General features: G+C 45.1%; 14 protein-coding genes. 9 read left to right on the top strand and 5 right to left on the bottom strand.

What is annotated here, in order from left to right:
* Positions 1 to 2: 2 nt before the first annotated feature.
* From EX191_RS10290 to EX191_RS10265, 6 genes are read left to right on the top strand one after another with little or no spacing between them, the layout of a single operon-like run.
* Positions 3 to 479 (top strand): hypothetical protein, encoded by a 477-nt coding sequence (locus EX191_RS10290; protein WP_083150992.1) that lies wholly within the window; start codon positions 3 to 5, stop codon positions 477 to 479.
* Complete coding sequence (locus EX191_RS10285; protein WP_193447691.1) at positions 469 to 3,495, top strand: hypothetical protein; 3,027 nt, start codon at positions 469 to 471, stop codon at positions 3,493 to 3,495. The genes EX191_RS10290 and EX191_RS10285 overlap by 11 nt, the downstream gene beginning before the upstream one ends.
* A gap of 2 nt (positions 3,496 to 3,497) precedes the next feature.
* Positions 3,498 to 4,289, top strand: coding sequence for a LamG domain-containing protein (locus EX191_RS10280; protein WP_140340494.1), 792 nt, complete (start codon positions 3,498 to 3,500; stop codon positions 4,287 to 4,289).
* Complete coding sequence (locus EX191_RS10275; RefSeq protein WP_193447690.1) at positions 4,290 to 4,826, top strand: DUF1833 family protein; 537 nt, start codon at positions 4,290 to 4,292, stop codon at positions 4,824 to 4,826.
* The gene (locus EX191_RS10270) at positions 4,826 to 5,251 is read left to right on the top strand and encodes a hypothetical protein (protein ID WP_025766778.1); all 426 of its coding nucleotides are present in this window, start codon (positions 4,826 to 4,828) and stop codon (positions 5,249 to 5,251) included. Before EX191_RS10275 ends, EX191_RS10270 begins: the two co-directional genes overlap by 1 nt.
* Positions 5,211 to 8,024 (top strand): host specificity factor TipJ family phage tail protein, encoded by a 2,814-nt coding sequence (locus tag EX191_RS10265; RefSeq protein WP_193447689.1) that lies wholly within the window; start codon positions 5,211 to 5,213, stop codon positions 8,022 to 8,024. Before EX191_RS10270 ends, EX191_RS10265 begins: the two co-directional genes overlap by 41 nt.
* Before the next feature lie 61 nt (positions 8,025 to 8,085).
* Here EX191_RS10265 and EX191_RS23080 read toward each other — a convergent pair whose 3' ends face one another.
* Entirely contained in the window at positions 8,086 to 8,220 is a 135-nt protein-coding gene (locus EX191_RS23080; RefSeq protein WP_279286899.1) for a hypothetical protein, read from the bottom strand.
* A gap of 131 nt (positions 8,221 to 8,351) precedes the next feature.
* Between EX191_RS23080 and EX191_RS10260 the strand changes: the two genes are divergently transcribed.
* Positions 8,352 to 9,071 (top strand): AHH domain-containing protein, encoded by a 720-nt coding sequence (locus EX191_RS10260; RefSeq protein ID WP_005376975.1) that lies wholly within the window; start codon positions 8,352 to 8,354, stop codon positions 9,069 to 9,071.
* Entirely contained in the window at positions 9,068 to 9,643 is a 576-nt protein-coding gene (locus EX191_RS10255) for a hypothetical protein (RefSeq protein ID WP_005376976.1), read from the top strand. The genes EX191_RS10260 and EX191_RS10255 overlap by 4 nt, the downstream gene beginning before the upstream one ends.
* Positions 9,644 to 9,974: 331 nt before the next feature.
* On the opposite strand, the gene soxR is transcribed toward EX191_RS10255, so the two are convergent.
* Positions 9,975 to 10,415, bottom strand: a complete 441-nt coding sequence (soxR, locus tag EX191_RS10250; protein WP_017634100.1) for a redox-sensitive transcriptional activator SoxR — start codon at positions 10,413 to 10,415, stop codon at positions 9,975 to 9,977.
* Between the two features lie 312 nt (positions 10,416 to 10,727).
* On the opposite strand from soxR, the gene EX191_RS10245 reads away from it, so the two are divergent.
* Positions 10,728 to 11,609, top strand: coding sequence for a DMT family transporter (locus EX191_RS10245; protein ID WP_193447688.1), 882 nt, complete (start codon positions 10,728 to 10,730; stop codon positions 11,607 to 11,609).
* A gap of 370 nt (positions 11,610 to 11,979) precedes the next feature.
* Here EX191_RS10245 and EX191_RS10240 read toward each other — a convergent pair whose 3' ends face one another.
* The 3 genes from EX191_RS10240 to EX191_RS22915 all read right to left on the bottom strand — a co-directional run bounded on the left by EX191_RS10240 (position 11,980) and on the right by EX191_RS22915 (position 14,564).
* Positions 11,980 to 12,417, bottom strand: coding sequence for a VOC family protein (locus EX191_RS10240; RefSeq protein WP_193447687.1), 438 nt, complete (start codon positions 12,415 to 12,417; stop codon positions 11,980 to 11,982).
* Between the two features lie 598 nt (positions 12,418 to 13,015).
* Positions 13,016 to 13,954, bottom strand: a complete 939-nt coding sequence (locus EX191_RS10235) for an integron integrase (RefSeq protein ID WP_193447686.1) — start codon at positions 13,952 to 13,954, stop codon at positions 13,016 to 13,018.
* 307 nt (positions 13,955 to 14,261) lie between these two features.
* The gene (locus EX191_RS22915) at positions 14,262 to 14,564 is read right to left on the bottom strand and encodes a hypothetical protein (protein ID WP_243238694.1); all 303 of its coding nucleotides are present in this window, start codon (positions 14,562 to 14,564) and stop codon (positions 14,262 to 14,264) included.
* Positions 14,565 to 14,612: the final 48 nt, after the last annotated feature.

The raw sequence follows: 14,612 nt of genomic DNA, 5'->3' as shown, positions 1-14,612 counted from the left end.
TCATGACAATGATGTACCCAAGCTACCTGCCACATCCTCAGTTCCCCGACAAAATCGAACAGATGTCCAATCGTATTTCCACGGAAATGTCGACAGGGCGTACTCGGGACCGTCGTCGGCATGTCATCGTGCCGACGTTCCAAACCCTCGTGTTTCGGATGCCAAAGGACAAAGCAGCGGCGTTTCTTGGTTGGGTAGACCATGCACTCAGTGGTGGCATTCGTTGGTTTACCTTAAACCAGCGCACCGAACTGGGCGTGGTTCCCCTACAAATCAAAATGAAAGACCACCCACTCAAAGACGCCAAGCAAAAAGGTGGCAAGTTTTACTACACCGTGAAATGTGAAATTCGCCAATACCCAATTCAAAGCGAAGAAATCACCGTTGGCCAAATGTTAGCCCCACACACGCTCGAAGAGTTTGTGGCAGGCGCAGATATGAGCCGTTATTACACAGAGAGCTGGAAGAATGGAAAGTAGCAATAACTATTTTGAACTGATCGAATGGTTTAAGAAGAATATCGATTGGCTCAATACGATTCTTATTGGCGGAGAGCATGACAGTGCGATGATTGACGGTGTTGAAAAACCGTCAATAGATAAGCGTTTTGCGGAACGCTTTCTAGCCTTTCAGGCATTAGTGCAAGGTCGCCAAGCTTTTGAAACGCGTAATGCACTTCTACTGTCTGGTGCACCGCCAGCAGAAACCCCTTTGGCTGAAGTCTGGAATGACTCTACTCCAGACTATAACGGTCTATATGGTTACATTAGCGGAACGGGATGGACAAAGTCACCATATGACAAAATGACGGAATTTAGCCGTAGAGTGGCCACAGGGCGTTGGCAATTATCTTCCCCTCATCCTGACGCGCCTGATGCGGATATTTACAAGTTGAATTTCAGCTCGGTCGGCAAAGAATCCAATATGGTTATCACCGTCAGCTGGGAAACGATGCGTGTCCTTGATGGCATGCGAAATCTTGTCGTAAAGGTGGCAGACCAAGCCCCGATTGAAATCCCTCATGGTTATTGCTTATACATTGATACTGGTCAAGAGTATGTGGATGATGCTAGCGGAGACGGTGCTCAAGGCTACAAGGTCACATTCGCAGAGATTGCTGGGATAGGTGACACGTTTGTTAGTGGCGATAATCTGCTGCTGATTGGTAACTATTACGGCATCATGATGGGCTTGCTAGCGCAAGACTTCAATTTAGCCAAAATGAATAAGCTATTGGGTAGCGACGATTCAAAGGGCGCTGTTATTCCGAGACTAGGTCTCGCAGAAACGGTCATAGCAGACGTTAGCCGTAGCGTCATTGCTGGACGTTGGCAAATATCATCTCCCCACCCAGACAATCCAGACCCATCCGTTTATAAATTGAATTTTGACTCTGTCGGATCCGGCTCAAACATGGTGCTTACTGTGAGTTGGGAAACGATGCGGGTTCTTGATGGGGTAAAGAAACTGGTACGCAAAGTTCATGACCAACCGCCATTAGAAGTTCCTCACGGATATTGTTTGTTCATCAACACTCGCCAGGAGTACATAGATGATGGAAGTAGCGATGGCAATCAAGGCTATAAGGTAACTTTAGCTGAGATTGCAGGAATAGGTGACACGTTTGTTAGTGGTGATAACCTCCTTTTGATAGGCAATTATTACGGCATTATGATTGGCCTTTTGGCTACGGATTTTAATCTGTCAAAAACAGGTCAACTCCTCGGTCGAAATGATCAAAAAGGGCCAGTTATCCCGCGACTTGGTCAAGCAGAAGAGTCCATTTCAAAAGTACAAAGTCAGGTCGAGGAATTTTCAGAAGTTAGAGACCAAGTCAACCAGTTGGATAACCCCACGCTTGCTTTTGACGTGCCAGGTTTCAATGATATGGCAGCGGTTGAGGTTGATGAGCACGATAATTTACTGTCTTTCTATGACCGCTTTGGCTTCTTAAATTTTGAGAGTCCGCATCTTGGTGTGAGAGCGTTTGCATCAAACAAAAATACACCTGCCATGCAAGTTCAGGATGAGTCCGGTTATGTCATCCAAGAAATTGATCAACACGGCGGTGTATCAAGTCCGGGATCTCGTTTATGGCCAATGCCTTATGCCTCAGAGAATGCATTGCGCAGTGTGGGGGATGATGGCGACCAAGTTGTTGCGGAAATCAACAAGAACAAGGTGCTCAATTGCAGTCCATTTAATCACAACTCTGTGCGAGCAGTGGTGAGTGAGCCGAGTTTATACGACACCACTCAAGTCTCTGGCGCGCCAGGTCTTGGTGCATTGGTGCCGGATGACAGCCGCATTCTGCACATTTGTGTCGTGTACGGTCAGTCTTTATCAGTTGGCGCTCAAGGAGTCCCTTTGGTATCGACTAGGAATCCATGGCCAGAAGATTGTTGGATGTTTTCTGGTACGCCCGAAATGGACATTCGCCTCGGATTAGCGACCTTGGGTGGAGAGCTGTCAGCGTTTGACCCTCAAACCGCAACAGGCTTTCAACCTCTAGTGGCTAAAGATGGTCAGGGGAATGGCAATCGTGGTGAAACCGTGGGTGAGGCTCTGGCCTTTGAATTGTCTCGCGTTGCAAATCGTGTCCCGACGCCATGGAAAAGTCTTTGGATTGCACCTGGTCTGGGTGGAAGTAGTTACGAGAAGCTAAAAAAAGGCACTCAGCCGTACATGAACTTTATGTCGGCGGTGACTCGTGCGAAAGAATTGGCCGAGTCACTAGGGATGAAAGCCGTAGTGGATTTCGTGTACCTGGTGCATGGTGAAGCCGATGCTGGAAACGCCCAATATTATGACGACTTGATCCAATGGCAGCGTGACATTGATTTGGACATTAAAGCCATCACGAATCAAGTGCGTACGGTGCCATTCTTTATGAACCAACCAAGCAGTTTTTCCAGTGTTAAAGAGGCGGTTAAAGGCATATTAAAAGCACATGAAACGAGTGAACATCACTTTCTTGTCTCGGCCAATTATGCTTATCCGTATTCTCCAGACTTTGTTCACCTTGCTGGACCAGGTTATCACCTCGTTAGTGAAACGGCGGTTCCTGCATTTCTTCAGCAAAATTGGCCTGGTAAAGGCTGGGATTGTTTGAGAATGCTTAGCGCCACACGAACTGGCACTACCGTGACGGTATCTTGGTCGGTGCCTGTACCGCCAATCTCCCTTGATACGGTGCAAGTGACAGAGCGTGACGCTAAAGGATTCCGTTTCCGAAATGGTAGTGAGTTGATTGGTATCGAATCGGTAACGGTCACAGCGGCAGACACCATCGTAATTGAATTGCAAAGCCTGCCATCAGGAGGCAGTGAGAGATTGGAGTACGCCATGAACGGCCACTCCGGCCAGCGATTTGAATACACCATACCTCGCGGAAACGTTCGTGATAGCGCAGGAGATAAGCGAACAAGTCGTTTTGATGGTCGCCGACTGGATAATTGGGCAGTCCATCAAGAAATTGAAGTCGTGGAGGCATAACGATGTTAAGAGTACAAAAAATCAAAGGTCTGAATGTGACACATGCTGTGTCTCCAATGAAAGTGCCGTTTGATCAGAACGAACTGGCAGCAGCCAGTATTCCTGGTTGGAGAATGCTACTGAGTCCAGGTAAAAACTATTACAACGAAGATAATGGCGATCTTCTGAATCGAATTTTCCCCTTAGTGCCAGTTAGCCCAAGGGGTGAGAAAATGTACCAAGCGGTGCCCTCTGAATTCGTCAATGGTAAGGAGTGCCTAGCCTTTCCTGATTCTGGGTATACGTCGATTTATGACACGGGTGTAGAGGTCAATAAGACGGCTTGGACAGTCTTTGCGGTGGTTAACTTAACACCAGATACGCCTCACGAAATCTTCACTCCTCATGGTGAAGATATTGTGGACGATACCAGTTATGGCCTGCGTGTTGGTTTCAACAATACGGGGATATTTAGAATCTGGCGAGGGGATACCTCGGTTCGTCTTGCGCATGGTGACGGTGCCTTATACATGGACCAACTTGTTTACGTGATGGCGACGTACTCGACCAACGATGGTTTGCGCATGTACCGAAATGGGGTTGAAGTGGCCACGTCGCCCGACGACAAAGCTCCCTTAACCGTGTCACGTTTTACGTTGTTTGGCACAGCATTAGGAACCATTTCAACCAGCGGTATGAATGGTCAGTTTGGCGAAATGGGCGTTATGGATATTTCATTGGGAGAGCCTGAAAACGATTCATACCGACGAGCGGTTGATGAGTGGCTCATGAACAAGTATTCAATAGGGCGATAAATGAAAGCCATAGAGGTTTATTACGCCTCTGCTCCTGTCGATAAAATCCCCATCCACACCATAGAAATCAAAAATGAAGATGCGTATCAGAAAGGCGAGCCGGAATCGGTCATTCGTCTGGCTGACGGTTTCTATCATCTTGAAGTCGACGGTGTGGAAGGCATTTATCTTGGGCTAGAAACAGGGGTAGAGACCTTCTTTCGAGCGTCGGCGTTCGGGGTGTCATTACCGGGTAAAAGCGTCAAAGGGAAACAGAACCTGCAATTCCAGATTGATAACGTGACGGGCGATGCCCGTCGCTTTATTGATAAAGCCATGGAAGATGGCAGCAAAGTGACCATCACGTATCGCTTTTACTTGTATCCCCATGTCTCGGCACCTGCCGAGCCACCCCTCACGCTGACGGCGGTCAGTGAAAAAGACAATATTCAAACCGTCGGCGTTGTCGCGTCGTTTCATGACTTGGTGAACCGAGCATGGCCGAAACGCCGCTACACGCCAACGATCACCAAAGGACTCAAGTACCAGGGGAACTAATGACTTTAAATGAGTTAATGGCGGTGCCTTATCTGGATCATGGTCGTGACGAGCATGGTCTGGATTGTTGGGGCTTTGTTCGTTTGGTTCGCCACCATCATCACGGCTTACCCCTATTGGACAGTTTTGGGACCGTGGACCCAGACGACAAAGCAGGCATGACCGACGCCTATCACCAATTGGTGGGTGGGTATGTTGAAACTGCCCCGATAGATGGCGCAATCGCATGCCATCTGATTGAAGATACTTTGGTGCATGTGGGTGTCGTGGTGAATGAAAACGGGCTGAAAGTGGCTCAAACAGGGCGAAAAATGGGCCGACCTTGGCTCTGTAGCCTGTCTGATTTTGAGCGTATGTCACTAATTACGAGGTACTACATCGAACATGACTGTACTAGCGGTTTATCCCAACAAGCTCAATCGTAGTAAGTGCGAGTTTACCCCAATCAAACCTGGGCAAACGCTCAATGATTGGATGGCTGCGAACATCAAAGGTTACTACGTATCAGAAACGCCGCCGTTTTCTTATTTCGTGAATAAAAAACAGCGCACTTCCTCAGATTGGTTTGATTATGTTTGGCAAGATGGTGACTTAGTGGAGTTGGTTGCCGAGCCGAAAGACCCTGCAAGTATCGCTTATGCGGTGATCGCGGTGGTGGCGGCTGGCGCGGCCATCTACGCCATGAACCAAATCCCTGACAACTTCCAGAAAACCATGCCAGAAGGCAGTCCGATTTATGAAGCCAACGCACAAGGCAACCGAGTGCGATTAATGGGGATCATCCCTGAGCTGTTTGGACGCCACAAAACCTTCCCTGACATCATCAGTGAGCCGCATTGGTATTTCTCAGAAGATGAAGAGTACCTGCTCATGATGACCGCCATTGGCAATGGCGAGTTTGAGCTTACGGGCGACGACATCACCATCAGTGACACGCCTGTGTCGAAATACGCAGGGGACATCAGTTATCAAGTGTTTGCGCCAGGGGAGGACGTGACCAGCCACCCAGCGCACGAAAACATTTACACCTCACGCGAGGTCGGTTCGACGTCTTCCACGGCAGGGATCGAGCTAGAAGGGCCGATTAACTCCATCACTCCGAGCCAAGTCAACGTGGTGGACGATACGCTCGGCGTGGTGAGCGATGTGGATGGACTCGCCACAGAATACTGGCCTGTTGAATGGGAAGCTGGCCACATCATCAAAATATCCGGTTCGCCTGGTATTCGTGAGATCACCGAAGCAAGTGGTAATGGTGGCTGGCGAAACGAAAATGGGGCAGACATTCTTAACTTTTGGTCGCGTGACCCTGATTTGCATAACTGCAAACAAGGCGATTATGTTGAATACCCGACCAACTATTACGTCCCACATGAAGCCGACCCCGTGGTGGAATATTCCGTGGGCATGGTGGACATTAAGCAGACGTTCGAGGTCAATGGCGAGACGTTCTATGCGCTGCGCATCTTAAATGGTGAGGGCTACTGGATAACGGTCGATACCGTACCGTCAGAAACGCGCCATCATCCCATCAAGTTTCACGGCACGGACGATGGCCGCTATATCATCCGTGAAGCGAACAACCCGAAAGGCCGAGTCGATAGGCTGTATCCCGAAGGGACGAAAGCACAGGTTTGGTGGGATGTTTTCACGCATCAAGGCGAGAACAAAGGGTGGACGCTTGAAACCGAAGTGGCACTGCCTGGTAAGCCTGCAGGCCCACACTTCGCCTGCCCAGCCTCAGAGGTGGCCGATAAGATTTACATCGACTTCAAACACCCTGACGGCCTTGGATACGTGAACAAGAACGGCGACACCAACGCGCTCACTGTCGAGGCCATGATTGAATGGCGCGGAGAGGGAGAAACCGAGTGGAACCAAGTCAAGTACGAGCGCCGAGACGGCACTCGCGATCAGCTTGCGGAAACTATCGAAATAGACTTAGGTCGTAAAGTTCGCCCTGAAGTGCGCGTATATCGCATCACCAACGACAATAAAGACCTCAAGTATTTGGATCGCATCGAGTACCGCCGATTGAAAGCGCGACTTGATAGCAACACCAAGTATGACGACTTCACCACTATCGCGTTCAAAATCCGTGGTAGTAACTCGCTCTCGCGAAGCGCGGAGAATAAGCTGGGCGTGGTGCCCACCCGTAAGCTGCAAATTCCAGATGGGTTAGGAGGTTGGACGCAAGAGCTTTACCCGACCCGAGATATAGCACCGGCTATCCGCTACATCATTCTTGATAGTGGATTGAGTGATGTTCACATCGGTCATTACGAGCTGTTGCGTTTGCATGAGGTTTGGAAAGCCAGAGGGGATACGTTCGACGCAGTATTCACCGACAGCAGCACCTTGTTCGAGGTATTGAAGAAAGTCTTGCTCGTCGGTTATTCCGAGCCAACGCTCAAATACGGTCAAATCATTCCAGTTCGGGATGAGCCAAGAACCACTTTTGATTTTCAGTACCAACCGGACAACATGCTCGGTAAAGGCTTGGAGCGCTCAGGCAGCTTTATTCGCGAAGAAGAGCCCGACGGTGTGGAGGTGGAATACTTCTCCACTCTGACATGGAAACCGGAAACCATAATGTGCTTGCTGCCTGGTGACCTCGGCATCAAACCGGAGAAAGTCAGAGCGTTTGGAGTGACCGACCCAACCAAGGCGTGGCAATTTGGTATGCGAGTGCGACGTAAGAAGCGCTACCGACGCTTTCAGTATTCATTCCAAACTGAGATGGATGCCTTTAACTCTAACTATCTCGATTACGTTGCTTTGGGTGACGATGTGCCAGGTTACGCGCAAAGCGGCAGATTGGAAGGGTTTAGCATTCAGAACGGCAAGACGCACCTATGGCTAGACTTGCCACTGGAATGGGAAAGCGGAGTGCATCACATCACCGTCCGAAAACCCGATGGTAGAGCATCGGGGCCACATGTTTGCACTAAAGGGAGTCATCCTAACGAAGTCATCATCACCAGTAACTTGGGCTTTACGCCCTCACTAGACGGCGAAATGGAACCACCATTGTGGCTGTTTGGTCCAGCGGATAAGTGGTGTTATCCAGCGCTCATTAATGATGTGACGCCACAAGGCACTGAGAAGTGCAGCGTTAAGGCGGTGAACTATGATGTGCGTGTGTATGAGGATGATGACAACGAACCCGACGAACAGGGATACCCAAAAGTGGCTTAAAGAAGCGCCCTAAATTCGTAATAGTTCTTCTATTAGTTTTACTAGTTTTGACTATTGAGTTCTAGCCGAAATCAACATCATGCTTTTTGAGTTGCTCAAGGTAGCCTAAGCGCATAGGTAAATACAGAGTATTTTCTTCTTCGGAAGTTGGCTGAAGATTAAATGGCAGACTGCTGTGAATTACAGAATTGTACATAAGTCCCTTATGTAATTAATATGTTCGTCAATTTGTGACAGTTTTAACCTAAGCACAAAAACGGGTTTAACTCATTGACCGAGTTAGCTTATTAAGGGGAGCATTATTCTTTTTGAAGGTTTGAAAAGAAAATGGAAAAGGTAATTTTGGGCAAGTCTCCCGTTCTGAAGCTCCCTTTGAGGCCAAAGAACCCGTCAGGTTTGGAGATGGCGATATATAGATTTCAGGTTAAAGCGTACAAGCATTACCACAAGATAAAGGATCTAGATAAAACCTCGCCTAAAGAGGTTAAAGAAGCAGAGGAAACCGTTGCTCATTTGAATCGAGAGCGTGCCAAGATTAACGCGCATGCACAACTGCAAGAGCAGTTGCTTGCAGATTTAGAAGCATATCGAGATGATAACAAAGATAAATCTAGTCCCGAGCTGGGGATGGAAAATCACCATCCTACAAATCGCTTGGTAAGTAACTTGTATGCTGTTTCAGAGCCGCAACCGTCCCCAAATCATGCAGCACATCATATCGTTATGGGTAATGGTCGAGTTAGGGCCATGACTGACGCTCGGTTGCAAATGTTCATGTTTGGGATAGGTATTAACGACTCAATGAATGGTATTTGGCTACCACGTTCGACCGCCTACAAGGGACATTATACTACGCCAAATGCACCGACGCATTCGCGCATACATGGCAATAATTATCAGAGATGGGTTGGTAAATTGGCCGATATTCGTCACAATGAGAGTGCGTTTAAATCTAGACTTGTGAGAATCAAATCTCAGTTAAAGGATGGTTCTTACCCTCCCCAAATCCTTATGAAGAAAGACCCAACTTGGAACCCACCTGAATGAGTATATACCAAATAAGAAATCTCAATCGTTACTTTAAAGTCCTTGAGCATGACCCGTTCCAAAGGGCTATGGCTGCGGGCGATGGAGCTCTGTTGGATAGGCTTTTTAATGAGCCAGTAAGAGCACTAGGGCTGGCCGACGTTTGGGTAGAAGAGAGTGTTAAATTTACCGCTCACTACAAAACGTCTGTAAAGATTCCAGACATATCCGTTTGGGGATCATGGTTGGTACTAACGCCTCGAGCGGTTGAAGTGTTGAGACCATACATTGAAACAGATGGTGAATTTTTACCTATCGTGATAGATGGTGAGAAGTTTCAGGTTTTCAATGTCATGAGCTTTGGCGAAGAAGACAAGGAACACACGAAACACGAATACATTGATGGCCATCCGGCAGGATTGGAAATGCTCAAGTTCGTCGAGTCTAGTGTTACAGATAAGTACGTTTTTAAGTCGTTGATGCAAGGGTGTAACTTGCTGTATTGCGATGACAAGCTAAAGAACTTGTGTAATGAACATGACTTGCGTGGTGTTGAATTCGATTTAGATCTACTGGATGTATTTGACTATTAATCAGCTGTTTTAGATTTAACTAAACTTATCAGCGCATCAAATCGCTTTGTGCTTAGTTTGAACGCTGATAAGTACCCTTAGTAACTTCACATTGTTCTGAGGTAAAGTTAGTTGTAGTGACTCATACTCGATCTTACACATTCGCGGGTTAGCCACGACTAGATCATACAGTCGGTTTGCTGGTGTCAAAACTCGCAATTGGACAAAACCTTGTCAGTGACTTTCCTAAATTAGCATTTAACGGATTACCTTAGATATTGCAACCTCTAACCGACTAGCCGAATTCACTTATCCACTACAGACTGTGTTGAATATAGAATAGCCGAAAACATTATCTAATAATTCGTTGCGCCCCTTGCCCTTGCTCATATAGTCCATCCTCTGGGTTAAATAGGTGACACTTCTTCATACTCAAACAACCACAGCCGATACATCCAGAGAGGTTATCTTTTAGTGACTGGATCTTTACCATTTTTTTGTCCAGATCTTGCTGCCACTTCTTCGCAACTCTATCCCAATCTTGTTTAGTAGCTGTTTTGTTCATAGGTAAGGTACTTAACTCATGCGTTATTTCTTCTAGGGTAAACCCTACTGACTGTGCTACTTGAATAAGTGCGACTCTACGTAGCATAGAAGGCAAGTAACGACGTTGATTACCATTGGTTCGAAAAGATGTGATCAACTGTTTGGTCTCATAAAAACGTAAAGCCGATGTCGCTACACCACTGCGTTCTGATAACTGCCCAACGGTAAGGTAATCATTTCTAATCATAATTATTCTAACTTTTGTTAATTTATCGCTTTACTTAAAGTTAACTTTAACTTTTATACTCCTTTTAAATATAAAACTCAACGCATAAAAGGATATGATCATGCCGCCCCCCCATGAGTGAAGAGATGCAAAAATGCAGGTGGTCAGATACGCTGTCAGCGAGAGCCTTAATTCCTGTACCTAAACTAGCGCTGGATAGCATAACAATTGTTGTTGATGCCGTTACTTTTAAATCGGCTTAGCCAGTACGCCATAATCTGTTCCAACTTTTCATACAGCTCAACCCATTGAGCTGCACTTGGATTCTTTACTATGCTTAAAAATTATTTCACTTTGATCGCAATTGGGCTGATTTGGGGATCACAATTTATTTTTCAAGAAACAGCACTAGAAGCATTCACTCCAGTATGGATAGGCACATTACGTGCGGTATTCGGCGCAATAACCCTGTTTATTATTTGTCGTATCATGCGAATTTGCAGTAATAGTAAACAGTGGAAACTCTATAGTGTAATCGGTTTTCTTGAAGCAACTGTTCCTTTTGTTCTCGTACCTTTTGCTCAAAAAGAGTTGAGTAGTTCAGTGACTGCAATTTTAATGGGAACATTACCCTTTTACGCACTTCTTCTCGCGCCATTATTTATTAGGAATACAAAGATCACCAAAGGAAACCTGCTCAGTATAACCATCGGTTTTTTTGGTTTAGTTGTACTATTCTACCCTGACATAATTTCAACATCTCAAAGGATTGAGCCTGTCAGCGTGCTAGCTGTCTTACTTGCCGCAGTATGCTTTGCCATTGCTTTGCTATTGCTAAACCGTGTTCAAAAAGAGCATCCTCTGATAGTCGCAAGAAATGTTCTGACCATGGCGAGCATTCAACTGATCATTGTCGCTCTCATTACAACGACGACAATGACAGATAAAGCACCATCGCCGAGCATTTTTATTGCTGTAATCTATCTTGGTGTCATGTGCGCGGGAGTTGTCTATTACTTATATATGACTAGTGTCAAGAATGCAGGAGCTGTTTTTACGTCAATGACTAACTACCTCGTACCTGCTGTAGGTGTATTAATCGCTGCGCTGGTCACCAATGAAAGCATTCTGGCTACAACTTGGCTGGCTCTTGGTATTATTTTATCAGCTCTTTTATTGAATCAAATTGTCGCAAAGTATGAACAAAAAACTTAGTGGGAATGTTCAGGCTATTATTGCGACTTTTTAGTAAAACAAACGCTCGATGTACTTCATCGGGCGTGTGTATTTTCAAGCCTTATCTAATCTTACTTGATTATAGATTTCTTTATCCATCAGTCTAACTTGTTTCAAATGTCTTAGGTTCAAATAATAAAACTGAAAACGTTCCACCTCAAAAGAGATACCTATTAGTTTTGATAATAAGTTGTAGCGAATTCCGAAACAAACTTTGGGGCAAATCCGTGTTAGCGATGCATGCTTTAACATGACTGTACAAAATCACGTTAGCGTATGGATTATAACGTGCTTTATTTGGAACAGAAAAAGTATCTTGAAACCTTAGATGCTATGTGAACAGTAATAGTTACCCAAGCTCTTGTGCTAAGCCAATAAGTATTCCCTCAGGCCCCCTTATGTAGCAAAGTTTATAGGTGTCTTGGTAATTAACAATCTCACCAACCATTTTAGCGCCAAAAGGGCTTAACTTGTTTATGGTATTTTCGATATTTTCAACGGTAAACATAATACGTAAATAACCTAAGGAGTTTACCGGTGCTGTACGATGATCAGATTCAATAGGAGGGGAATCAAAACGTGAAAGCTCAATTCGACTGTTGCCGTCAGGAGTACGTAACATCGCTATTTCAAGTTGCTGGCCACGCACACCTGTAACTCTACCAGACCAATCATCTACAATTGGCATACGACCTTCTAGGGTGAGACCAAGCTCGATAAAAAATTTAATACAAGTATCAAGATCTTCGACAACTATTCCTACATTATCCATTCGTTTTACTGTCATGTGACTCCTTACGATCTTCTAGTTCTGTTAAGGGGCGAGCAACGCTATACCTAAAGCTAAAAACTGGCGAGTTAAATCAAGCCCGTTCCCCCTTGAAGCACCATTGATTAAGACTGTTTCAATTTACTGAATTTAGCCACTCCTTATGAAACTATAACGCAACCTTTGCAATAACACTTAAACCCATAATTAATAGGTGAATAAGAAGTAAGGGATACCGGATCACAAAATGGCGCGTAGTTTTAGAAAAGGTTACTTCAAAAGTTCTTTAGATAACTTTACTTAGGGCTGATCATCGTGAACAGATAATAGATAGGTTTTTTGTTCTAAATTGGAATGGATCAGAACCGATTTAGGACAACCTGTCAGATCTAGTCACATCGAGATAAAGAAACTGACAGATTGCATTCAGACTAATTCAAGTTAGTTAATAAATGGGGCAAATTTGGGGCAATAATGGGGCGAGTTAAGCATACATTTTTAAATGTTTAGGATTTCTTTTGGTCATCTATGAAATGACTAGGAGAACCTTTATGTAGAGTTGTCTTTGTTAAGTTATTGATTTTTATTTATTTGTTCTCAACCCGCCAATGACAGATCATTTTTTGTGGTTGACATGATGAACTGCAGTATAGATCTGGGTAGTTTTTACATCGGTGTGACCAAGCTGCTCTTGTACTGTTCTAATGTCAGCACCAGACTCCAATAAATGTGTGGCAAAGCTGTGCCTGAGTGTATGGCATGTTACTGTTTTCTCGATACACGCATCCGTTGCAGCGCGCTTTACCGCTCTTTGTATTGCACTTTCATTGATATGATGTCTTCTGAGCTCTCCGGTGTCCCGATCTGTACTTAACTTTGTTGATGGGAATAAAAAGTGCCAGTTAAAATCTAGCTCCGCTTTTGGGTATTTACGTCGTAAACCTTCAGAGATGTATACGCCCGCATAACCAGGCATGTGTCTATCTTTAAAATAGTAATCTCTTGCTAAATTAACTTGAGCTTTGAGTGGTTCATGCAGTTCTTTGGCTAATGTGACTGTACGATTTTTACCTCCTTTTCCTTGCCAAACGCGAACTGCACCATAATCATAATCGATGTCTTGAACTCTTAAGCGCAAGCACTCCATGACTCGAAGCCCTGAGCCATAAAGCAGCTGAATATGGAGTTTATACCTCGGGTCGATATGTTGAACGAATCGTCGGATCTCCTCCCTGGTTAACACAACGGGAAGTTTCTTTTCGGTCAGAGATTTCTGAAATCTCATATCAAGTGATAGTGGAGTTTTGAAATAATCACGATATAAAAATGATATTGAGTTCAGTGCCAAAGCTTGCGTTTTTACCGCAACTTTTTCTTTTACCGCTAAGTAACTCAGGAACTGAACGACATCATCTTCTGCTAGTGTCGAAGGGTGTGCAAGCTGGTGGAAAGTGATAAAGCGTTTTATCCAAAATAGGTAACTTTCGATGGTTTTATTCGCATAATGACGAGTAAGCATGTGCTCTTTTACACTAAGTAAAAACTGACTTTTCATGATAAAATTGACCTGTTTATTTATACAGTCCCTTGAATCTATCACCTCTTTTGCAATTAGCGTGCATTGCGCCGTCTAATTGCGCGCGCGACCACACATATTCATACTGTTTTTCTATTTGTTTCATGTATATAGATGCTACGATTCATAGCGCTTTTGATCAGAAAGAGGGCGGTAGCTTGCCAGAAATGAGGCAAATTGCCGTATAGAAAGCGTTAGTCGCCAGAAAAAGCTAGCAATCAAAATCATGTTTATGAGCTTAAAATTTTGCAGCTGTTTGCTTGGTACACCGATTAATCGTAGATCATCAGAGCTTAGTTCTAGCTGTTTTAAGTCCAAAGTTTTGTACCTTTCCTAGCGGTTGTTTTGCTCTTTGGTGCTTATAGAGTAGGGCAATCGAGAGTCTATTTTTGGTTGCAACTCCGCTCGGTGAGTTTGTCGGTACAAAAGCCGATTTACTCGCTGAAATGACGTTTTCTCTGGTGTTGTAAATTCCACGTGGTTTCAGTGACTTCGTTGAAAGTCCGCACTGTGAGATTAGCTTTTCAAAAGCGCCTTTTGGTGTTGTCAGTTCGTTTTCTGCGGCGTTGTTTGCTCCAAGTGGTTTCATTGAGTAGCCGCTTTGAGACTACGCCTGACTTAAATGCATCAAAGCACA

Source organism: Vibrio chemaguriensis (assembly GCF_012275705.1).
Classification (GTDB): domain Bacteria; phylum Pseudomonadota; class Gammaproteobacteria; order Enterobacterales; family Vibrionaceae; genus Vibrio; species Vibrio diabolicus.
This window is presented reverse-complemented; position numbering and strand designations above follow the sequence as displayed.